Raw genomic sequence first — 21975 nt, forward strand, 5'->3', positions numbered from 1 at the left:
TGATCAGGGGTCAGCGCTTGCCGGTGCGGTAGGCTTTCAGCAGCGCGAAGACTTCGTCGAAGGTGTCGGCCGGCACCATCTTGCCGCGGATGCGCGGGTAGAGCTTGTCGGCCAGGTCGTTCCATTCCTTCATCTGCTCGGCGTTGGGCTTGTGCACCTGCAGGCCGCGCTTCTTCATGGCTTCGACGGCTTCGTCCACTTCCTGGCGGGCCTTGGTACGCATCTGCAGGCCGGCCTTGGCCCCGGCGCTGCGCAGGGCTTCCTGGGCCGCGGGGCTCATCTCGTCCCAGCTCTTCTTGGTGACCACCAGCGCGCCGACGATGGGCGCCCAGTTGATGTCGAGCATGTGCGGGGCGGTGTTGTAGACCTGGCTGGCCAGCGCGAAATAGGGTGTGGCGGGCACCGCGTTGATCATGCCGGTCTGGATCGACGGCAGGATGTCGGAGGTTTCCAGCGGCACCGGCGTGTAGCCGAGGCTCTTCATGATCTCTTGCTGCTCCGACTCACCCGCCCAGGCGAAGAACTTCATCTTCTTGTAGTCGTCGGGGCGCAGGGCCGGCTCCTTGGAGAAGAAGCGCACCCAGCCGGCATCGCCCCAGGCCAGCACGACGAAGCCCTTGTCGAGGAACTTCTTTTCCATACCGGCGCGCATCTTCTCGCGCACGTAGTCCACCTCCTCCCAGCTGCGGAACAGCAGCGGCATGTTCTGCAGCGCGGCGATGGACGGCTCGATCTCGCGCAGGCCGACCACCGACAGGAGGGCGCCCTGCAGCTGGCCGATGCGCATGCGGCGGGCCATGTCGGTCTCGCCGCCCTGGCTGCCGTCCGGGTAGATCACGTACTTGGCGCCGTCGCCCTGGGCGGTGCGCCAGGCTTCGCCGACCTCCATCAGCTGGCGGTGGTAAAGGGAGTTCTTCGGGGCCAGGGTGCCGATGCGCAGCTGGCCGGCGGCAAGGACGTTGACGCTGACGAACAGGCCGAGGGCAAGAGCGGCGAGACGGCGGAGCTTGAACATGGGAAGTCTTTCAGTGCGTTGAGGGCGGCCCGGAGGGGGCAGCGTGAACTGGGCAGTGTTGGGTCTGGGCTGGCGTCAGAACAGGTCGTCGGCGGATTCGATCAGCCAGCGCGCGCGGCGGCGCATGACTTCGTTCGACAGGGCCAGCGGGCTGCCCGGCGGATCCTGGATGGCGACGGCCTGCTGGAGCAGGTCGAGGAAGGCGGCCTTGTCGCCGGCCGGCTGGGCGATGCCCTCGGCCTTGCCGACGAAGGCACCGGCATTGCGCCCGTTGCCGAGGCGCAGGGCCTCGTCGAAATAGGCCAGGGCTTGCTGGCGGCTGCCGCCGGGGCGGGCGACTTCGAAGGTTCCCATCAGGCCGGCCAGGCTGCCGCCACCAAAAGTCGGGTCGGCACGCCACGCAAGCTGCGCCAGCGCGATGGCCAGCGGCAGGTCGGCGACGATGTCGGGATCGTCCTTGGACAGGGAGATCAGGCCGCCCCAGGAGGCGGCGCCCCAGTAGGCGAGGGCGACCTGTTCGGGGGCGAGGCGCAGAGCCGCGAGTTGGGCCGGGTCGGCCAGGCGCTGGCGGAAGCCGGGCTGGGCCGTTTCGAGGGCGGCGAGAGCGTGGTCCCGGCCGCGCCGGTACAGGTGGGCGGCCCGCTCGCGCAGGCGCTGGGCGGCCTTGGCGTCGGTGGCGTCCAGGCGGTCGGCCTCGAAGGCGACGAAGGCGTAGGCGTACTGGGTGAAGCCGCCGGCGACGGCGGCGGCCAGCGGGGCGTGTCCGGGCTGCTGGCGCAGCACCGATTCGGACAGCTTGAGGTAGAAGGCGCTGGCTTCGTGGGCCAGCTCCAGGTCATCCTCGCTGGACTGGCCCTGGGCGGCCAGCTGGTCGGCGACGCCGCGCATGACCAGTTGGGTCGGGGAGCAGGCGCTCAGGCCGGCAGCAAGCAGGATGGGGGCAGCGAAGCGCGCCAGACGGGCTGGCGTGGCGGTGATCGGCATGGGAGGGCGTGGGTCTGGTGGGCCGGCGTTTCGAGCCACATGCTTGAAACGCCGAGAAGATAGCCCGCCAATGTTGCGCGGGCGTGACCACCGGCCGCGCGCCGTCCCATGCCGACGGGATCAGCGGATCAGCTCGGCGAGCTTGCCCTTGGGAACGTTGAGGAAGCTGCTGATGGCAGCGAGATGCTCGTTGTGCTCCGTAAGCTGGATGGGGCGCGGTTCGAGCACGTGCAGGTCGAAGTTCCCAGGGCGGTTGCCGTCCTGCTGCACGGAGTAGCCCCAGGTTATGCCGGTGTTGAAGAGGCGGCCGATGGGGCCGTCGAGTTCGACCACGTAGTTGGCGAACTTGGTGTTGGTGAGGCCGGTGAATACGCCCCGTTCGAAGTTGCCGTTGATTTCCCGCGGGGTGTCGATCAGCCAGCATTCGCTCTCGCCGAACCGGCGCATCTCGTGCCCGGCGTAGGTGGCCGAGTGGGTGCCGATCTTCACGCCGTCGCTGCCGTAAAGACATTGCTCGAGGACGATGGCGGTGTCGTCGTCGGGGTATTGCTTGTCCACGTTCCAGTCGCCGACGACCGTGTGGGCGAACAGTTGGGTCTGCGGCCGGATGAGCTGGAGCAGCCCGAGCTTGTGCTCGTGGCTGCCCTGGCGGGTGAAGCGGACCTTGAAGTCGGCGCCGTACTGGACGGCCGTGCCGGCTTCATGGGGATTGAGTTCCCGGGTGACGTAAGGCGTGATGTCGAGTGCGAAGTGATCGAGCTGGTAGCTTTCGTGGTTTCCGTAATTGCTCATGGCCGTACCTTTCATGCTTGGGTAGAGGCAGGAATGCCCTGCGCGGCACCCGGGTCTTCATGCGAATGTTCTCCCTCCGCGGCCCGGGTGTCTGTTTATATAAATAGCATTTTTCGGTGCGGCCGGGGGACTCAGTCGAGCAGATCGGAATATTCCTTTTGAACATAACCGTCGAGACGCGTCCATGGCAGCTTGGTGGGCATCGCCTCACGGGTGGCGATCATCGTGCTGCGGTTGGTGCCGGCCTGGTTGGTCGATTCGATGCGGCGCGGGTATTGCTCCTTCTCGTCCCACAGTACCTGCACGCGGGTCTGGGCGGTGCCGCCTTCGTACCAGCGGGTGCCGGCCGGTGCGCTGCGGCTGCTGGCCTTCATGCGTTTGATCTGCTCCGGGTCGAGCAACTGGTTGGCGGTGCTCCATTTGCCGTCGAAGCCGATGTTGGTGTAATCCACCGGGGCGATGTCCACGACCATCTTTTCGTGTTCATTGACGATGCGCACGCGCAGCTTGCCGTCATTGCCGCGCTGAACCCAGCGGGCAGCGGCGGAGGTGTCCATGTGCTTGTGGTTCTTGTCGCCGGCCTTGTGGTCCTCGGCTTCGTGGGCGTGGGCCGGCAGGATGCGCTCCACCCAGCTCTGGTTGTCGCGGCGGACCAGGCGTTCACCGAAGCGCACGATGTGGGTCACGCCGTCGGCGCCAAGGGTGGTGATGTCGTGTTCGACCTTGAGGGCCAGATCGTCGGCGAGGGCCGGGGCGGCGAGGAGGGCGCCCAGTAGGGCGGGAAGCAATCGTTTCATGATGTCGGGGGAAAAGAAAAAAGCCCGACCTGGGAAGGTCGGGCGAAAAAGGGGCCAGTTTTTCAAGCTAGGGCAGCCCCCCTGGATGGCTCGGTAGGGATCAGAGGCCGAGGGCGGACTTCACCAGGCCGAAGACCTTGGTGTTGACCATGGTGCCCTTGAAGCCGGCATTGCCGGCGCCGGTGGAGAACAGCATCACGTCGCCGCCGCCGTGGGTTTCGTTGCCGACGGCGCCGAGGTTCACACCGACTTCCTGGATGTAGTCGTCAGCGGTGGTGTCCACGCTGGTCAGGTCGTCGCGGACGGCCTTGCGCGGGCCGCCACCGTTGCCGAAGACCAGGGTGCCGTAGGGCTTGCCGTCGGCCGCGTTGGCCAGCACGGGCTTGCCCTGGACGGTGGTCTGGGTGATGTCGGTGACCTTGCCGAGGATCGGGTTGCCCTTGTGGGAGTAACCGTTGATGGTCATCGTGTGGTCGTGGTCGGCGGTGACGACGATCAGCGTGTTCTTGAGATCCACCAGGCTCAGGGCGCGCTTGATGGCGTCGTCGAAGGCGATGGTGTCTTCCAGCGCGCGCTTGGCGTTGGTGCCGTGCAGGGCGTGGTCGATACGGCCGCCTTCGACCATCAGGAAATAACCCTTGCTGTTCTTCTGCAGGATCTTGATGGCTTTCTCGGTCATGTCGGCGAGGCTGGGCTCGTCGATGTTGTTGGCCGCCTTGGCACGATCCAGCTCGTAGTTGAGGTGGTCCTTGTTGAAAAGGCCGACCAGCTTGCCGGTGGATGCCGGGTCGATGGCCTTGAAGGCGGTGCCCGTATTCACATAGGTGTAGCCGGCGGTCTTCAGCAGGGCGGTCAGGTCCTGGCCGTCGGTGCGCTTGCCACCGGCGGCAGTGGGCAGGAAGAACCTGGAGCCGCCGCCGAGCAGTACATCCACGCCACTGCCGAGGGCCGCGTTGAACTTGCCGGAGCCCGGCACGAACTGGGCGGCGATGTCGTTCTCGCCGTCGCGGTGGCAGATGTGGGAGTAGGTGACGGCCGGCGTGGCGTGGGTCACGCGGGTTGTCGTTACCGCGCCGACGGATTTGCCGGCGGCCTTGGACAGTTCCAGCAGGGTCGGCACTGCGGTGCCGTTACCGGTGGCCGGGCAGGTGCTGTCGCCGGTGGCACTGTTCACGTACGGGGTGGCGCCGTTGTAGGCCTTGGTGTCGGCGCTCATGGACACCACCTCGTTGTTCATCTTCACGCCGGTCATGTAGGCGGCCATCGACGGGGCGGAGTCGGTGGTCTGGGCGTCGTTGGAGTAGGTCTTGATGCGCGCGGTGCGCTTCAGGCTCTCCATCGTCAGCTGGCCGGCCTCGCCGTACTTGTAGATGCGGCTGGCGGTGACGGTGGTGGGGCCCATGCCGTCGCCGAGGAAGAAGATGACGTTGGTGGCTTCGCCGGCGGCGAAGGCGGAGGAGGTGGCGCCGATCAGGGCGATGGCGGCCGCGCAGGTCTTGAAGTGGGTTTTCATCGTGGGTGAGCTCCGCTTACAGGCCGACCGACTGGCGGATCAGGTTGAAGACTTCGGTGTTGGTGATGACGCCGGTGAACTTGTCCGCACCGCGGCCGATGGCGCCGAGGAACACGTCGGTACCGCCGTGGGTTTCGCTGCCGGCGGCCATCGGGATGGCGGCTTCCTGGTGGTAGTTCTTGTCGGCGACCTGGGCATCGGTGAGGGCGGTGCGGGTGGCCGGGCGGTTTTCGCCGTTGCCGAAGCCGATGATGGTGAAGGGGTTGCCGGAGCTGTCCAGATTCAGCGCGCCGGTGACGAAGTTCTTCAGCAGGCCGAGCACGCCGGGGTTGCTGGCGGTGGTGGCGCCGGTGCGGGCGGCGTAGCCGTTGAGGACGATGGTGTGGTCGTGGTCGGCGGTGACGACGATCAGGGTGTTGGACAGGTCCGCGTCGATGGTCTTCATCTTGGCGATGGCGGTCTTGATCGCGTCATCGAAGGCCACGGTGTCCTGCAGTGCCTTCCTGGCGGTGGTTTCGTGCAGCGCGTGGTCGATGCGGCCGCCTTCCACCATCAGGAAGAAGCCCTTGTTGTTTTTCGACAGGATGTCGATGGCCTTGGTGGTCATCTCGGCCAGGCTGGGCTCGACGGCCGGGTCGCGGTCGATGTCGTAGCTCATGTGGCTGCTGGTGAACAGGCCGACGAGCTTCTTGGTGGAGCTGGCCGCGGCCGCGTCGAACTCGGTCTTGTTCTTGACGTAGGTGTAGCCCTTGTTCATGAACTCGGCGGTCAGGTCGCGACCGTCGGTGCGCTTGCCGCCGGCGGCGGTGGGCAGGAAGAACTGGCGGCCGCCGCCGAGGAGGACGTCCACGCCGTCGCCGAGGGCACTGTTGTAGCCGGTGCCGCCGGGCACAGCCTGGGCGGCGATGTTGTTTTCGGCGTCGCGGTGGCAGATGTGGGAATAGGTGACGGCCGGGGTGGCGTGGGTGATGCGGGTGGTGGTCACCGCGCCGGTGCCCCAGCCGGCGGCCTTGGCCAGTTCGAGCAGGGTGGTGACGGCCTTGCCGTTGCCGGTGGCGGGACAGGTGCTGTCGGTACCGTTGAGGTAGTTCTTGCCGGTGGCGTCGAAGGCGGAGGTCTCCGGGGTCATGGAGATGACTTCGTTATTCATCTTCACGCCGGTCATGTAGGCCGCCATCGACGGGGCCGAGTCGGTGACCTGGGCGTTGTTGGAATACGTACGGACGAAGGCGGTTTCCGGCAGGGTATCGATGGTCAGGTCGCCGTCTTCGCCCACCTTGTAGATGCGTGCCGCGGTCAGGGTGTTGATGCCCATGCCGTCGCCGAGGAAGAAGATGACGTTCTTGGGCGCGTCATGGCTGCTGCTGTTGCCGCCACAGCCGGCGAGGAGTGCCGTTGCTGCAGCGACGGCGAGGAAGACGGGTTTCAACATGCTTCGGAAGCCTCCGGGGGAAAGGGGATTTTCAAAGGGGATTCATCAAAGACGGCAAATATGGCAGTGATGTATTGCGATTACATGAAAGGCCGGTGAAAGCTCTGGGAGGTGCCACTGCCGAGGTCCCGCTCCGTGGGGGCGAATTCACTCGCCTCCACGGAGAAATTGGGGAAAGTCTCCAGGTCGAGTCCGTCAGCCGGGCTCAAGGCATCAGCGGCCCATTTCCTTCAAGTAGGCCTTGCGGGCGGCCAGTGCGGTGTCGGCGAAGTCGGAGAACACGCCGTCCACGCCGAGGCGGTAGTAGGCGAGGTATTCATTCTGCGGATCGCCCTTGTAGTCGCTGGCGAGGCGGCGCTGTTCGTTGCGGAAGGTGTAGGGATGGACGAATAGACCGGCCTTGTGGGCGTCGGCGATCAGCGTGGTGGCGGGCTGGCTGACCGTGTCGGCCTCGTTGATCTTGCCGTCGCCGTTGATGTCCGTCAGGTTGCCGCTGGCGTCCAGCGTGCCCTTGACGGCGATGATGTAGCGCTTCCACGGGCCGATGCCGTCGGCGTAGGTCTTGATCTCGGCGAGGCCGGCCGGGGTGACCATGGCGCTGAACAGGCGGCTGTCGCCAGCCTTGGCCCAGTCGTAGGGCTTGTCGTAGGGCATGGCGTAGGTGAGGGCACCGGTCTTGAGGTTCACATCGTCGGCGTCGATGAGTTGCACCATCTTCGTGTTCAGGCCCTTGCTGCGCATGTACTTGAGGCTGCTCGGCTCGAAGGACTGCACAAAGATCGGGGCGGTCTTGCTGTTCCAGCCGGCCTTGTTGATCAGGTCGATGAGCTTGTCCTCCAGCGGCAGGCCGAGATCCCGGTGGTAGGTGGGGTTCTTGGTTTCCGGGTAGACGGCGATCGTGCGGCCGGTAGCGGCGCTCCTGGCCTTCACCAGGTCGATGAGTTCCTGGAAGGTGATGACCTTGTAGAGGCCGTTGTACTGCTGCGGGCGCTCGGCGTCGGTGGAGATGCCGCCGAGGGTCTTGATCTCGGCCAGGGTGAAGTCGCTGGCGAACCAGCCGGTCTGGGTTTCGCCGTCCACCTGGGTGGTCTTCTTGCGGGCCGCAAATTCGGGGTGGTTGGCCACGTCGGTGTTGTAGGCCAGGTTGGGGTCATGGCGGGCGATCAGCACACCGTCCTTGGTGGAGATGAGATCCGGCTCGACCACGTCGGCACCCATGTCGATGGCCATGCTGTATGCCTCAAGGGTTTCTTCCGGCAGGTAGCCCGAGGCGCCGCGGTGGGCGACGACGAGGGGAGCGTCTCCGTTCAGCGTCGGCAGGCCGTTGTCGTCGTTGGAGCCACCGCAGGCGGACAGCAGCAGGACGCTGCAACAGGCCAGCGCAACGGGCGTGAGGCTGAAGGAGGTGGACGGGGTGCGGGCGGATTTGTACATGGGAATCTCCTGGTAAAAGCCAGAAAAGATGTCATCTTCTTATGACGTATTCGTTATCTGTCGGTGATTTCGAAGGTTTTTCTGTTCGCTTGTTGCCGTGCAACAAGCGTGTAACTGCCACCCTCTAGGCTCGCGGGTTTTCCCCTTCCCCGGAGCATCTCCATGGATCGCCGCAGCTTTCTCCGCAACAGTGGTTTTCTGACCATCTCGATGGCCGTTGGCGGGTTGGCCGGCTGTGGAAGCAGCGGCTCGGGCCTGCCGCCGCGTGCACTCGGCAACGACTGGAAGTTCCCGCAGAGTGTCGGTTCGGGGGATCCGTCGCCGGAAGGGGTGGTGCTGTGGACCCGTGTCGTGCCCATCGGTCTCGACGATGTGGCCAGTGCAACGGGGGCCGCCGATGTGACGATCCGCCTGATCGTCACAGACGCCGACAATGACGCGGCGCTCGGCAGCACTGCGGCACTGGCCGGCCGCCTGCTGGTGGACAGCCAGGTGCCGGTGTATGCGAGCTACGACGCCACGGTGCGCAACAAGGTCACTGGCCTGGCGTCGGGCGGCCTCTACTACTACCAGTTCATCGCCGGCGAGGTCCGCTCCCGCGTCGGCCGTTTCCGCACGGCGCCGGCCCGCGGCACCAGCGTGGACCAGCTGCGCCTGGCCTTCATGACCTGCCAGGACTGGAGCGTGAATCACTGGGCGGCCTTCGACTACATCGCGCGCAACGAGGACGTGGACCTGATCGTCCATCTCGGCGACTACATCTACGAGACCGTCGGGGAAGCTTTCCAGAGCGGCGCAGTGGAGAGCCGCCACGACCGCCTGGTGCTGCCCGATGGCATCTCCACCAGCAGCGGTGGTGGCGCGAAGTACGCCAATACGCTGGCCGACTACCGCTACCTGTACAAGAAATACCGCACCGATCTGCGCCTGCAGGCGGTGCATGAGCGCTTCGCCTTCGTCGCCACCTGGGACGACCACGAGTTCTCAGACGACTGCTGGGGGGATGCCGAAACCTACGACAACGGTACCTACGACGCGGCCACGCGACGCGGCGACAACACCCATCAGAGCGCCCGCCGCCGCGCGGCCAACCGGGCCTGGTTCGAGTTCATGCCTGCCGATGTGAAGCTGGACGAGAGCATCGCCAGCTTCGATACGGTGCACCTGTACAGAGACATTCAGTGGGGCAATCTGGCCCACCTGGTGGTAACGGACGAGCGCATGTTCCGCTCCGACCACATCATTCCCGAAGCGCTGCCGAACCCGGCCACGGGAGCCCAGCTTGGCCAGATCGGCGCCCGCTACGTGGTGTCGCAAACGACACGGGACAGCTTCGAGACGCTCAAGATGGCGGCCGCGCCGGCGGACGATCCGCTCGCCAACGTGTCCATCCTCGGCCGCACCCAGCGCGAGTGGTGGAAGAGCACGATGAGCAACTCGACGGCCACCTGGAAGCTGTGGTGCAACGAGGTGTCCCTGCTGCGCATGCAGCTTGACGGCACCGACGCGATCGCCACGCTGTTCGCGCTGCAGGCGGTGAGCACGCTGGCGACCAGCATCCAGGGTGCGCTGTCGGCCACCGGCGGCAATGTGCCGGTGGCGTCGGCCCTGGTGGCGGCGATGACCGCCGGGGCCAGCCAGGCCGTTGCGGTTGCTGCGGCTACGGCCATTGCGACCGCGGCGGCCGGCGGCGGCGACACCGGCACGGCGGCGACTGGCGCCGGGCTGACGGCTGCGCAGGCGGCCATCGCAGTCGCCGCCTTCGGTGCCGCCAGTGCGGCCAGCGGTACGGCGCCCCAGGTGTCGGCGGCGGCGCAGGCTATCGCCTTCGGCTACATCAAACCCGACATCCAGGCCAAGGGTGTCGCCTCGTCCTTCATCCAGTCGTCCGGCAAGGCCGCGGCGCTGGGTAGTTACTTCACCCGCTTCCTGTTCAACTGCGACCAGTGGGACGGCTACAACGCCGAGCGCAAGGCGCTGATGGCGCACCTGAAGGCCGGCGGCATCCGCAATGTGGTGGCGCTGACCGGTGACCTGCACTGCTTTGACGCCGGCGTGGTGATGGACGATTTCGACGCGGCCAGCCCGCAGCCGGTGATGGTGGATTTCGTCACCGCCGGCATCAGCTCCGAGTCTCTGTTCACTTTCTACGCCGATGCGGTCGGGTCGGTCAGCCCCGATCTGGCGACGCTGATCTACTACCCCCTGTCGGTGCCGGTCAGCGGCGTGGGGACGCTGGAGCTGCGCTTCAACCTGTTCGACTTCACGATGGCCGCTGCGGCGCCGAGCCTTGACCAGCTCGCCGAACAGGCACGCGTGCGGGTGCGTTCGGCGCTGGCGGCGCAGGGCGTGCCGGAGGTGTCCCTCGATGCGACAACGACTGCGGTTCTGAATGGTCTGAAGGCCGACCCGACGTTCTCGACCCAGTTGCTTGGCCTTGCGCAGCAACTGGCCGGGATTTCGAGGAACCCCTGGATCAAGTGGGTCAGCACCGATGCCCAGGGCTACGGTGTGGTGACGGTGACGCCGGGCGGTCTCACCTGTGTCTTCAAGCAGGTCAATCGCTTGGTGGGGGCTGCTGCCCCCAGCGCGAATCCGATCGCCCGCACGGTCACTGCCCGCGTGGCGGCGGGCAGCGCGGCGCTGAGCGTGGTCTGATTCAGTGGGCTTGGCCGGCCACGCAGGCCCAGGTGGCCAGCGTGTCCAGCCAGGCGTCCGGGCGCTCGCGTTCGATGCGCCCGGTACCGGCGAAAACCAGCCCGTTCTCGCTGTCCACGGTCAGGGCGTCGCCTTCCTGCAGGCGGCGTTCGCCGAAGCTGACGGTGCGTTGCTGCAGGTCGATGGCCAGTTCGTTGCAGCCCACGAGACAGGGCTTGCCGAGTTGCCGGGCGATCACCGCCGCGTGGGCGGTGCGGCTACCGCGGGCCGTCAGGATGCTGGCGGCGGCCTTGATGCCGGGCAGATCGGCAGTACTGAAGTCATTGCGCACGAGGATGCAGGCCTGGCCGGCGGCGGCATACTGGACGGCGCGGGTCGCGTCGAGGGCAATCGCGCCCGCGGCGACGCCGACGCTGGTCGGGATGGCCGCGGCCAGGCGTTCGAGGGGCGGATCGGCGACGAGGCGGGTGCGTGCGATCTGGTCAATGTCTACGCCGGCCAGCCGTTCCAGGGCAGTGGCCGGCGACCAGGCGCCGCTGTTCACCTGATCGACCGCGATGCGTAGCGCCGCCCACGGCGTGCGCTTGGCGTCGCGGGTCTGCAGGAGGTAGAGCACACCGTCCTGAACCGTGAATTCGAATTCCTGCACGTCGCCGAACTGCCGCTCGAGCAGTGTGCCGAGGGCCTGCAGGTGGGCATGTACGTGGGGCAGCACGATGGCCAGGCGGGTGGCGTCGGAGGCCGAGTGCTGGCCCGACACCACGTCTTCGCCCTGGCTGTTGAAGCGGAAGTCCAGGTAGGGCGCGGGATCGCCGTTGGCAGGATTGCGAGTGAAGCCGACGCCGCTGCCGGACGTACCGCCGGCGTTGCCGAACACCATCCGTTGCACGGTGACGGCCGTTCCCAAGCTGTCATCGATGCCGTGCAGCTGGCGGTAGGCGACGGCGCGGGGTGACTGCCAGGAGTCGAACACCGCTTCGCTGGCGGCGAGCAGCTGCTCCAGCGGATCTTGGGGAAAGGGCCGGCCGACGATGCCTTCATAGACGTCTAGGTAGCTGCGGGCCACGCTGGCCAGAGCACGGAAGTCCAGCCCGGTGGGGCGGCTGACGCGGGCGTGTTCGAGGGCCAGCCGCAGGGCCGCGTTGAAGGGTTCCGGCGGGGCGTGGTGCACCACCTCGGCAAACTGGTGGATCAGGCGCCGGTAGGAGTCCCAGGCCAGGCGCGGGTTGCCGGTAAGGCGCAGGAGGCCGCGCAGCGTGGCATCGGTTAGGCCGACGTTGAGCACGGTGTCCATCATGCCGGGCATCGAGACCGGGGCGCCGGAACGGACCGAGACCAGCAGCGGCTTGCGGCCGGAGCCGAGCTCCAGCCCGCAGGCCGCCTCCAGGCGCTCGATCTGGCTTTCGAGCAGGGTGCGGAGTGGGGCACGGAAGCCGGCTGGGTCGGCGCGCCGTGCCTGCTGCACTGCGGTTCCGAGGATGAAGGCCTGCGGCACCGGCAGGCCGATGGAGGCCATGCGGGCCAGATTGAAGGCTTTGAAGCCCATCCCGTCGACCGCGCCGTCGATGCGCGTACCGGGCAGGCCGATGGCGTAGATGTGTGCCTGGAGATCCATGGTCTACTCGCTCAGCATGGCGGCCAGCACGTGGTCGCGGAGTTTGAGGGCGGTATGCAGGAGGGCGTCTGCCGCGGCTTCGAGGTTGCGCGCGCATTCGGTGCTGGCGAAGCGCTGGGGAAAGGCGTCGCCGGCGACGATCAGGGCGCGCTTGAAGCTGCGATGGGCGTCGTCGCTCCGCCGCTCGGCAGCCATGATCTGGTGCACCGCTTCGAGGAAGTCCTGCAGCTCTTCCCGCGGGCAACCGCGGCGCACGTTGCGGGCGCACTCCAGGGCCTTGAGGAATTCCTGCGTGCTGCCGACCACCATGCCGGCCAGGCCTTCCAGCGCGTCGAGCAGCGCGGTGCAGGGCGGGGTGCCGGGGATCAGGCTGAGGTGGAAGGCCGCTTCTTCCAGTTCGTCAGTGATGTCGTCCGCGCTTTCGAGCAGCGTGCAGTAGAAGTCGTTCTGGCCACCGCCGCTGTGCCGCAACTCGCGGGCGAGGTTGACCAGCTCGTCGGCCCGGTGTTCCCACGCCTTGGCGCGTTCGGCGTTGAAGGCGATGCGCGAGCTGCCGTCAGCCGTGCGCAGGTCGAGGAGACTGTCGCGCACGCTGCTGGCGAGCTCGACGGCCAGTGCGGCATGTTCGGCGGCGATGTCGATGAGCTGGTGGCGGGTGCTGCGGAAGCAGCTCACCAGCTCGGCATGGATGCGGTCGCGCAGCATGTCCTCCGGCTCGCCCTGCTGCTGGCTCTCCGAACACACGCGCAGCACGAACTGCATGAAGGCAGTGGCGCGGCTGCGTTCCAGCATGTCGTCGAGGCGCGAGCCGAAGGCAGGCGGTGTCTGTGCTGCGAAGGCGAGGGCGTCGAAGACGAGTTGTTCGCCGCCGGCCCGCAGCCAGCCCATGTGGCCGAGGTTCTCGTCGGCGGCCCACTTGAGCAGGCCCAGGCTTTCCTTCTTCGGCAGCAGCAGGCGCAGCCGTTTGCGGGCGCGGTTCCAGTCGATCAGGAAGACCAGCCGGGAGCCGAGGAACTGCAGGTAGTCGCACAGCCCGGCTTCATTGTTGGCGGTGAAGCGGCCGGTGCCCATGTGGTAGACGCCGTCCTCCAGGTCCCGGTCGGTGCGGGAGCGGGTATCGTCCCAGCTCACTGCCCAGTGCTCGAAGAGGCTCTGGAAGAACACCAGGCGCTGCATGTGGACGTCGGTGTAGGTCAGCGTCACACAGCGCTTTTCCACGTGCACCACGAGGACGTGGGCGTCCGTCGTGCCGATGTCGTTCTGCAGGATCAGCCGGCCGCCGTTGCGGGTGGCGGTGGTGCCGAGGCCGGGGTGATCGAACTTGAGGGGGCGGGTGGCGTTGACGCCACGCATGAAGGCGGCGATCAGCGGGCGGTCGCCTGGCGCGGTGTCGTAGGTGGCCGCGCCGTCGATGTCCTCGCTGGCGATGCGGGCCTGCAGCCGGTTGAGGACCTTGTGCATGTCCATCACCAGCAGGTGGGCGCTGTCGCCGCGTTCCCGGTCGCCGGAGGTCAGGCGGTGAATCTGGGTCGCGCTGAGGGTGTCGGCGCTGTCGCACCAGGCCTGGGCATGGAGGGCGGCCAGGCGGGCCGCCAGGGGTACCGAGACGTCCTCGCCGCTGTTGCGGATGGGCTCGAACATGCTCTCCAGCTCGGCGGAAATACGTCCGCATAGTGCGTCGGCGGATGGAATGTGGAACAGGTCGGTATCGATCTGCCGGCTGTTGTCGGGAATGTTGTCCAGGTTCTCGTCGCCGATGCCGGCGGCGACGCGCTCCAGGCCGAGGGAGGCGGGAGGCCGTTCCGGATTGCAGGCGTGGGCCCGCGCGGTCTGGATCAGGCTGAGGTAGTACTTGGCGCGGTCGTTGGCGCCCAGCGCCTCGGCCAGTAGCGCAGGCAGGAGCAGGCTGGGCTCCCCTAGCGCGTCGATGATGCGGGTCTTTTCCGTCATGATCCTCTTCCGCTGGGGATGGAAGGGAAAGACTGCGCTGCTAGGGTGACAGGCGTATTGCTGCGTGGAGCTGTCCAAAAGAAAACGGCGCCAGGAGGCGCCGTTCGGCATGCTTGCAGCGGACCGTTTACTTCTTTGGGGTCAGCTTGGTGAAGGCCTGGAAAGCTTCGGTGGAGGCTTTGGTCATCTGCTCGTAGGCGGCACGGGCAGTGTCCATGGCGCTCTGGATGGAGCCCAGAGCGTTGTGGTCGCCAATGGGCAGGCCCTTGAAGAGCTTCTGGAAGGAGTTGACGACGTCCTGGCCGCCGCCGGTCAGCTGCTCGGTGACCATTTTGCCGACTTCGGCCTGGGTCTTGGCAGTGATCTCGGCGATCTCGCGCGCGCAGGTCAGCATCTTTTCGGTGGTGCTCTGGGCGTAGGCGGTACGCAGGTTCAGGGCTTCGGCCGGATCCTTGACGCTGGACAGGGCCTTGGCGTTGGCGACGCCTTCTTCGAACAGGGACTTGGCGGTGCCGACCTGCAGCTCCATGATGCGCTGGGAGTTTTCGATGGAGAGCTGGGCCAGGCGCATGGCGGCTTCCAGGTTCTTCTTCTGAATCTCGTTGAATTGCTGTTCTTGCTTTGTAGCCATAGTTTTCTCCACGCGTTGTTATGAACAGTAAAAGCCCCAGATTGAATCCCTCCCGTGGCCTCCTATGAAAAACGATAGCACAGGCTCTTATATGGACGACGGAAGGGGCGCAAAAATTCAGTGCGCTGCCGCACATTATGTTGCACTGCAGCGACAGCTGTGGTGAGGAGTCCTCACTGGCCGTCCGTCAGCCCCGCACGCGCCTCCTCGGCAGAGTCGAAGATCTTCGGCGGAACGTGCCGTGCATTCAGGGCTTCTCCGAGCTTGGCCCTCAGGAACGGGTTGGTGGCATAGCGGGTGACGCGGGTGTAATGGGTCTCCATCAAGCCCTTGATCATGTTTGCGTAAGGCTCGATGAGCTCGTCGAGGATGTCGAAGCCGTGGTAGTTCACCACCACCGGCACCTTGTGCCCGACCGGGTCGAGGATGCTGGCCACGAGGTCGTGGATCTTCTCGATGTCGCCCGGATGGCGCAGGCGGAGATTGTCGAAGTCGATGAAGAACAGGTTCTGCTCTGCGTCGTAATGGAAGCGCGACTCCAGCGGTGTGGCCAGGACGGTCTGGCGCAGGGCCATCGGCACGTCGCGGAAGATGCGCTCATCCATCAGGCAGGGCGTGCCGCGGATGATCGGCTTGAAAGCCATGTGGGCGAGGATGTCCCGCTCCACGTCGATGCCCGGCGCGATCTCGATCAGCTCGACGCCGTCCGGTGTCAGTTCGAACACGCAGCGCTCGGTGATGTATAGCACCGGCTGCTTGCGCCGTACGGCCTCGGCGCCGCTGAAGGTGCGGTGCTCCACTTCCTTGACGAACTTGACCGCCTTGCCTTCGACGAGGATCTTCAGCTGACCATCCTGCAGCGTCACTTCGAGGCCGCCTGCAGTGAAAGTGCCGACGAAGACCACCTTCTTGGCGTTCTGGCTGATGTTGATGAAGCCGCCGGCGCCGGTCAGCTTGGGGCCGAACTTGGAGACGTTGAGGTTGCCCTGCTCGTCGGCCTGGGCGAGGCCCAGGAAGGCGATGTCGAGGCCGCCGCCGTCGTAGAAGTCGAACTGACTCGGCTGGTCCACGATGGCCGCGGTGTTGACCGCCGCGCCGAAGTTGAGCCCGCCCTGGGGAATGCCGCCGATCACGCCGGGCTCTGCGGTGAGGGTCAGCAGGTCGATGACCCGTTCTTCCGCTGCCACTGCGGCCACGCCTTCGGGCATGCCGATGCCGAGATTTACCACCGCGTTGGGGATCAGCTCCATGGCCGCACGGCGGGCGATGATCTTGCGCTCGCTCATCTCCATCGGCTCGAGGGACGTGACCGGGATGCGGATCTCGCCGGAGAAGGCCGGGCTGTACTGCTCCATGAAGGTCTGCATGTGCCACTCGGGGCGCTCGGCCACTACCACGCAGTCCACGAGTATGCCGGGGATCTTCACCTGCCGCGGGTTGAGGGAGCCGGATTCGGCGATGCGTTCCACCTGGGCGATGACGATGCCGCCGCTGTTGCGCACCGCCATCGCGATGGCCTGGCCTTCCAGCGTCAGGGCTTCCTTCTCCATCGTGATGTTGCCGTCCTGGTCGGCGGTGGTACCGCGCACGATGCCGACGCTGATCGGGAAGGCCTTGTAGAACAGGTATTCCTCGCCGTCGATCTCCATGATGCGAACCAGATCCTCGGTGGTGCAGCTGTTCACCTTGCCGCCGCCGAAGCGTGGGTCGACGAAGGTGCCGAGGCCGACGCGGGTCAGCGTGCCGGGTTTGCCGGCAGCGATGTCCCGGTACAGGTGGGTGATGACGCCCTGAGGCAGGTTGTAGCCCTCGATGCGGTTGGCGACGGCCAGCTCTTGCAGGCGTGGCACCAGGCCCCAGTGGCCGCCGACGACGCGCTTGACCAGGCCTTCGTGGCCCAGGTGGTTGAGGCCGCGGTCCTTGCCGTCGCCCTGGCCGGCGCCGTAGACGAGGGTCAGCCCCTCCGGCTTGCCGCGGCCGTCGCTGCTCTGGTCGCGGGTTTCCAGGAAGCGCTGCTCAAGGGCGATGGCGATGTTCTCGGGAAAGCCGATGCCGACGAAGCCGGTGGTGGCGAGGGTGTCGCCCGAGCGGATCAGCTTGACCGCGTCGGCTGCGCTGACCACTTTGCCGGTGTTGCGGCCTTGCGGTGGTGAGAATTTCTGCTTGGTTTGGCTCATTTCGGGTCTCCTTTGGCTATCGGGCGCGGCTCAAACGATACCGAAAAGATAGTAGGCAGTGATAACCACGAAAACCGCGGAGGTCTTGATGACGGTGATCGCGAAGATGTCGCCGTAGGACTGCCGATGGGTCAGGCCAGTGACGGCCAGCAGCGTGATCACGGCGCCGTTGTGAGGCAGGGTGTCCATGCCGCCGGAAGCCATCGAGGCGACCCTGTGGAAGACTTCCAGCGGGATGCCGGCCGCCTGGGCGTTGGCGATGAAGGTCTCCGCCATCGCCGCCAGTGCGATGCTCATGCCGCCCGAGGCCGAGCCGGTGATGCCGGCCAGCGTGGTGATGCTGATGGCTTCGTTGATCAGCGGGTTGGGGATCGCCTTGAGGGCGTCGGCGATGTAGATGAAGCCCGGCAGCGCGGCGATGATCGCGCCGAAGCCGTATTCGGAGGCGGTATTCATCGAGGCCAGCAGCGCGCCGCCGACGGCGGCCTTTGAGCCTTCGGCGAATTTCTCCATCACCGGCTTGAAGGCGAACGCCAGTACGCAGAGGATGCCCAGCAGCAGCGCCGCCTCCACGGCCCAGATGGCTGCGATCTTGGACACGTCGGTGGAGATTGGCTTGGCCAGGCCGGGCAGAACGAGGTCATGCATCTTGCCGTAGATGTCGGGGATCACATTGGTGAACACCTTGTTGAAGATGCCGACGACAAACAGCGGCAGGATTGCGATGACCGGGTTGGCGAGCTTCTCGTGGGTGAAGGGTTCCGGTTCGTTGAGCAACTTGTCGCCGTAGCCCTCGCCAGCGTTCTGGGCGGTGCGGCGGCGCCAGTTGAGGAAGGTCAGGCCGACGATCAGGATGAACACAGCGCCGATCACGCCCAGTGACGGAGCGGCCCAGGTGTTGGTCTTGAAGAAGGTGGTCGGGATGATGTTCTGGATCTGCGGTGTGCCGGGCAGGGAGTCCATCGTGAAGGTGAAGGCGCCCAGCGCGATGGTGCCGGGGATCAGGCGTTTCGGAATATTGCCCTGGCGGAACATCTCGGCAGCGAAGGGATAGACCGCGAAGACCACCACGAACAGGGATACGCCGCCGTAGGTGAGCAGCGCGCAGACCAGCACGATGGACAGCATGGCCCGCTCGCGGCCGACCATGTTGATCACCGACGAGACGATGGCCTTCGAGAAGCCCGATAGCTCGATGACCTTGCCGAATACGGCGCCGAGCATGAAGACCGGGAAATACAGTTTCACGAAGCCGACCATCTTGTCCATGAAGAGACCGGTGAAGGCGGGGGCCACCAGGCCGGGGTCGGTGAACAGCACGGCCCCGAGAGCGGCTACCGGAGCAAACAGAATCACGCTGTAGCCCCGGTAGGCGATGAACATCAGAAATACCAGGGCTGCGATGACTATCAGGAAATCCATGGTCCTTACCTTTCTGTAACAGCTATGAGACGGAATGGAAACGGGAACGGGAACGGAAATGCTGATGTTGCGGTACTGCGTGGCGACGGAATAAATGAAAAAAATGGTCGGCAAAGATTACGCCATATGGGTGATGCGTATGGCGTTGTTTTGTTAGGGGTATTCCCCTAGGCATAAGGACCTAAGGGAATACCCGGAAGGTTCTGCGGCGGGAGGCGAAAGGGAAATGGGGCCGGAGCGGGGGAATACACTGTCGATTAGAAAGACTGATTCTCCCAGGCTGAATGGCGGAGGTCGGGCCGATGGCGGGCAGTCGCTGTCAGCCATGATTGGAGGCACAGATAAGCTCGCGGTGTCGGGAAACTTTACGGGCGTCGGCCAGGCCGGACTCGGAGAGCAGGTAAGCGATTGAATCGACTTTTATTCTTTTGCTTGGCGTATAAATTGCTGGTTCCAGGCTCCGGGGAAGGTTTGCATTACCCATGCAAATAGGATGGGTAATGCAAACAATAAAGAAATATTGTTGGTTCTCCGTGAAGTAGTTCGGGCACACGCAGGGCAGGCAGGCGCGGGTCAGTTCTGCGGTATCGTATGTCGCATTTTTTGGCTTTGGGCATGTTCCGCATGCGGAGCCAGCGTGAGCTTCTAGGCATTGCACTGGTCTATTCCGGGTTCTCTTGCGGTATCAGGCACAAGCCGGGGAGGAGCAGAATCATGAGCCCGCTGAGTTGGTGGTTCGATTACTGGGCCGGCGCTTTCGATGCGTACCTGTCGTACGTGGGCGGGGGGCGGTACTTGCGGTCGTCGGAGGAACGTCTTCCGGACTGCGGCTGGAGGTGATCCGTGAGCCTGCCGCCCAACGGCATTGCCGGGCAGGCGGTGGAATGGTGCTCATATAAGAAATGCCTTTCGTCGGCGGACGAGGGGCATTTCTTTTTTTCAGTTCGGTAGGACTGTGTGTGGAATACGGCACGCTGGTCCTTCTGCCGTGTTCAAGTCGGCGGGGTCTGGGTCGTTAAGGGCAAGTTTGTCCGGCCTGGGAAGGGCGGGGCAAGGTCGGGACGCACATTGGCCTGCGTGCCGGCTGTGGTCTTGTCCGAGATGCATCCGAATGGAAAACGAAAACCGCCACGATAAGTTGCTACGCTGGTCCCTGATCGAAAACGCCTTCGCTCAGGGGCAAGGGGGGGCCTTGCTCAATGGCCTCGCGGTGCTCTGCGTTGCCTGGCTGCACAAGTCCATGACGGGGGATTGGCTGGCAATCCCGTGGCTGCTGTCGATGTTGGCCGCGGTCGCCATCCGGGTTGCCACGTTGCGGTTGGGGGAGCGGACGTTCGCCGCACGGTCGCTGCATTTCATGGAGCGCCTGTTCTGGATGCCGCTGGCGGCGGTGTCTGTCCTGTGGGCGCTGTTGCCGTTCCAGCTGCGGCCGGATATCAGTACCGGGGAAGTGCTGGTGTTGGCGCTCATCCATTTTGGTCTGGCCGGTCGGGCGGCATCGGTGCTCGCACCGGTGCTGTGGTCTGCCCGCTTCTACATCGCCTGCCTGCTGTTGCCGGGCGCCTTGCTGTTTGTTGCGCTGCCATTGCCCGGCTCCACCGTGCTCGGCGGGCTGACGATGTGCTATCTGGCGACCATGCTGTCGGCCCACTACTGGGCGCGAAAAACCTTGCTGGCGGCCCGGCGCAGCCTGATCGAGAACCAGGGGCTGTTGGGCGAGGCGCGTCGGCAGCACGAGATCGTCGAGGCGCTGAACCGGGAGTTGGTGGCAGCGCGCGATGCGCTGACCTCGCAGAACGCCGGGCTGGAGCGCATGGTGGCGGAGCGTACCGCCAAGGTCCGGTTGGCATCGGCGGCCATCGAGAACATCGCGGCGGGTGTCATCATCACGGACGCCGAAGGCCTGATCGTCGAGGCCAATCCGGCTTTTTGCGCGATGACCGGAATGTCGCCGGTGTCCATTGTGGGGCACCCCATCGGAGCCTTGAATCCTGCTGACCACGATCCGATGGCGGTCGAGGCCATGTGGGGCGAACTGCGCCGCCTCGGCCATTGGTCCGGCGAAGTATGGAGCCGCAAGGCGGATGGCGGCCTGTTCCTCGAGCGCCGTTCCATCGACGCAGTGCGCGATGCGGGCGGGAAGGTCACGCACTACGTGTTTGCAGTCACCGACATCACGGAGTCCCAGGAAAAGGACGAGCGCATCCGCTTTCTGGCCTTCCACGATGCGCTGACCGGCTTGCCCAATCGCTTCCTGCTGGAGGATCGCCTGCGCCATGGCATCGAGATGGCGCGCCGGGATCGGGAGCAGCTGGGTTTGATGTTCCTCGATCTGGACCAGTTCAAGAGCGTCAATGACAGCCTCGGCCATCAGGTCGGCGACATGCTGCTGGTGGAGGTTGCCCAGCGGGTGAAGGGCCTGGTCCGCCAGTCGGACACCGTGGCGCGGCTGGGCGGCGACGAGTTCGTAGTGCTGGTGCGCGGCATGCAGAACGGCCGGGTCTGCGCCACGCTGGCCCGCAAGATCATCGAGGCGATCAGCGAGCCCATCCAGGTCCTGTCCCACCGCATCAACATCGGCACATCGGTCGGCGTGGCGGTGTTTCCGGACGATGGCAGCGATGGCACCACCTTGATGAAAAACGCCGACGTGGCGATGTATGCGGCGAAGGCCGCAGGGCGGGGCGTCTATCGCTTCTTCGAGCCTGCCATGTCGGAGGCCGCACGCTTGCGGCTGGAACTGGAAACAGCCTTGCGCCACGCATTGGCTCATGGGGAGCTGAGTCTGCACTACCAGCCCAAGGTGGGGGCCGCCAGTGGCGAGATCGTCGGCTACGAGGCGCTGCTGCGCTGGCACAACGCCGAGCGGGGCGCCATCCAACCATCCCAGTTCATTCCGGTGGCGGAGGATTGCGGCCTGATCGGCGAGTTGGGGCGGTGGACCCTGCGTGAAGCCTGCCGGCAGATCGCCGCCTGGCACCGGGCCGGTTACGGGTGGCAACGGGTGGCGGTGAATATCTCGGCGCGCCAGTTCGTCGAGGGCGATCTGGTCGGCGAGATCCTGTGCCAGGCCGAGGCCGCAGAGATCCCGCCGACCTTGCTGGAGATCGAGCTGACGGAGAGCATGGTGATGAACCGTCCCGCAGAGGCGGCTCAAACGCTGCAGGCACTCAAGGAGTTGGGCGTGACGGTGGCCATCGACGACTTCGGCACGGGCTATTCGAGCCTGGCCTACCTGCGCCGTCTGCCCATCGACGTGCTGAAGATCGACCGCTCCTTCGTCGGTGAGGCCGATCTGGACGAACACGGTGTTGCGATCATCCATACCATCCTGGCGCTGGCGCGTACCCTTGGATTGGCGGTGGTTGCCGAAGGGGTCGAGACAGAAAGCCAAGCAGACCTGTTGCGGCGTGGCGGTTGCGATTTTCTGCAGGGTTACCTGTTCAGCCGGCCTGTGCCGGCGGAGGTCATCGAAGAGCGCTGGCAGGCTGCTTCCAATTGCGTACCTGTAGTGCTCTGAGTCCTACGTCGGCAGTTCTTGCCGAGGCCTGTCCG

14 protein-coding genes are annotated in these 21975 nt (G+C 65.5%); 2 read left to right on the forward strand and 12 right to left on the reverse strand.

What is annotated here, in order from left to right:
* Positions 1-10: 10 nt before the first annotated feature.
* From AC1PPK_RS14445 to AC1PPK_RS14475, 7 genes are all read right to left on the reverse strand, one after another.
* Entirely contained in the window at positions 11-1015 is a 1005-nt protein-coding gene (locus tag AC1PPK_RS14445; RefSeq protein WP_481113742.1) for a TRAP transporter substrate-binding protein, read from the reverse strand.
* Between the two features lie 75 nt (positions 1016-1090).
* On the reverse strand, positions 1091-1999 hold the full coding sequence (locus AC1PPK_RS14450) for a TRAP transporter TatT component family protein (protein WP_481113743.1): 909 nt from the start codon (positions 1997-1999) through the stop codon (positions 1091-1093).
* A 120-nt stretch (positions 2000-2119) separates the two neighbouring features.
* A complete protein-coding gene (locus tag AC1PPK_RS14455) occupies positions 2120-2791 on the reverse strand; it encodes a hypothetical protein (protein ID WP_481113744.1) in 672 nt (223 codons plus the stop codon).
* A 131-nt stretch (positions 2792-2922) separates the two neighbouring features.
* The gene (locus tag AC1PPK_RS14460; RefSeq protein ID WP_481113745.1) at positions 2923-3588 is read right to left on the reverse strand and encodes a hypothetical protein; all 666 of its coding nucleotides are present in this window, start codon (positions 3586-3588) and stop codon (positions 2923-2925) included.
* 100 nt (positions 3589-3688) lie between these two features.
* Positions 3689-5101, reverse strand: a complete 1413-nt coding sequence (locus AC1PPK_RS14465) for an alkaline phosphatase (protein WP_481113746.1) — start codon at positions 5099-5101, stop codon at positions 3689-3691.
* A gap of 16 nt (positions 5102-5117) precedes the next feature.
* A complete protein-coding gene (locus AC1PPK_RS14470) occupies positions 5118-6533 on the reverse strand; it encodes an alkaline phosphatase (protein WP_481113747.1) in 1416 nt (471 codons plus the stop codon).
* 213 nt (positions 6534-6746) lie between these two features.
* The gene (locus tag AC1PPK_RS14475; protein WP_481113748.1) at positions 6747-7967 is read right to left on the reverse strand and encodes a glycerophosphodiester phosphodiesterase; all 1221 of its coding nucleotides are present in this window, start codon (positions 7965-7967) and stop codon (positions 6747-6749) included.
* A 162-nt stretch (positions 7968-8129) separates the two neighbouring features.
* On the opposite strand from AC1PPK_RS14475, the gene AC1PPK_RS14480 reads away from it, so the two are divergent.
* Positions 8130-10625: an alkaline phosphatase D family protein gene (locus AC1PPK_RS14480; protein ID WP_481113749.1), complete on the forward strand. Its 2496-nt coding sequence runs from the start codon at positions 8130-8132 to the stop codon at positions 10623-10625.
* A gap of 1 nt (position 10626) precedes the next feature.
* Here the strand turns inward: AC1PPK_RS14480 and AC1PPK_RS14485 are convergent, their stop codons facing one another.
* From AC1PPK_RS14485 to AC1PPK_RS14505, 5 genes are all read right to left on the reverse strand, one after another.
* Entirely contained in the window at positions 10627-12240 is a 1614-nt protein-coding gene (locus AC1PPK_RS14485) for a PEP/pyruvate-binding domain-containing protein (RefSeq protein ID WP_481113750.1), read from the reverse strand.
* A 3-nt stretch (positions 12241-12243) separates the two neighbouring features.
* A complete protein-coding gene (locus AC1PPK_RS14490; protein ID WP_481113751.1) occupies positions 12244-14190 on the reverse strand; it encodes a phosphate transport regulator in 1947 nt (648 codons plus the stop codon).
* Between the two features lie 127 nt (positions 14191-14317).
* On the reverse strand, positions 14318-14821 hold the full coding sequence (locus AC1PPK_RS14495; protein WP_481113752.1) for a phasin family protein: 504 nt from the start codon (positions 14819-14821) through the stop codon (positions 14318-14320).
* 173 nt (positions 14822-14994) lie between these two features.
* Positions 14995-16998 (reverse strand): acyl CoA:acetate/3-ketoacid CoA transferase, encoded by a 2004-nt coding sequence (locus AC1PPK_RS14500; RefSeq protein WP_481113753.1) that lies wholly within the window; start codon positions 16996-16998, stop codon positions 14995-14997.
* Between the two features lie 30 nt (positions 16999-17028).
* The gene (locus tag AC1PPK_RS14505; protein WP_481113754.1) at positions 17029-18420 is read right to left on the reverse strand and encodes a GntP family permease; all 1392 of its coding nucleotides are present in this window, start codon (positions 18418-18420) and stop codon (positions 17029-17031) included.
* A gap of 1111 nt (positions 18421-19531) precedes the next feature.
* Between AC1PPK_RS14505 and AC1PPK_RS14510 the strand changes: the two genes are divergently transcribed.
* Positions 19532-21940 (forward strand): putative bifunctional diguanylate cyclase/phosphodiesterase, encoded by a 2409-nt coding sequence (locus AC1PPK_RS14510; RefSeq protein WP_481113755.1) that lies wholly within the window; start codon positions 19532-19534, stop codon positions 21938-21940.
* Positions 21941-21975 lie beyond the last annotated feature (35 nt).

This window comes from Zoogloea sp. JDB1, from assembly GCF_056724025.1.

Bases quoted from the DNA above. Each gene is read 5' to 3' on its own strand.
- AC1PPK_RS14445 (WP_481113742.1), bottom strand. From the start codon at position 1,015: ATGTTCAAGCTCCGCCGTCTCGCCGCTCTTGCCCTCGGCCTGTTCGTC.
- AC1PPK_RS14450 (WP_481113743.1), bottom strand. From the start codon at position 1,999: ATGCCGATCACCGCCACGCCAGCCCGTCTGGCGCGCTTCGCTGCCCCC.
- AC1PPK_RS14455 (WP_481113744.1), bottom strand. From the start codon at position 2,791: ATGAGCAATTACGGAAACCACGAAAGCTACCAGCTCGATCACTTCGCA.
- AC1PPK_RS14460 (WP_481113745.1), bottom strand. From the start codon at position 3,588: ATGAAACGATTGCTTCCCGCCCTACTGGGCGCCCTCCTCGCCGCCCCG.
- AC1PPK_RS14465 (WP_481113746.1), bottom strand. From the start codon at position 5,101: ATGAAAACCCACTTCAAGACCTGCGCGGCCGCCATCGCCCTGATCGGC.
- AC1PPK_RS14470 (WP_481113747.1), bottom strand. From the start codon at position 6,533: ATGTTGAAACCCGTCTTCCTCGCCGTCGCTGCAGCAACGGCACTCCTC.
- AC1PPK_RS14475 (WP_481113748.1), bottom strand. From the start codon at position 7,967: ATGTACAAATCCGCCCGCACCCCGTCCACCTCCTTCAGCCTCACGCCC.
- AC1PPK_RS14480 (WP_481113749.1), top strand. From the start codon at position 8,130: ATGGATCGCCGCAGCTTTCTCCGCAACAGTGGTTTTCTGACCATCTCG.
- AC1PPK_RS14485 (WP_481113750.1), bottom strand. From the start codon at position 12,240: ATGGATCTCCAGGCACACATCTACGCCATCGGCCTGCCCGGTACGCGC.
- AC1PPK_RS14490 (WP_481113751.1), bottom strand. From the start codon at position 14,190: ATGACGGAAAAGACCCGCATCATCGACGCGCTAGGGGAGCCCAGCCTG.
- AC1PPK_RS14495 (WP_481113752.1), bottom strand. From the start codon at position 14,821: ATGGCTACAAAGCAAGAACAGCAATTCAACGAGATTCAGAAGAAGAAC.
- AC1PPK_RS14500 (WP_481113753.1), bottom strand. From the start codon at position 16,998: ATGAGCCAAACCAAGCAGAAATTCTCACCACCGCAAGGCCGCAACACC.
- AC1PPK_RS14505 (WP_481113754.1), bottom strand. From the start codon at position 18,420: ATGGATTTCCTGATAGTCATCGCAGCCCTGGTATTTCTGATGTTCATC.
- AC1PPK_RS14510 (WP_481113755.1), top strand. From the start codon at position 19,532: ATGGAAAACGAAAACCGCCACGATAAGTTGCTACGCTGGTCCCTGATC.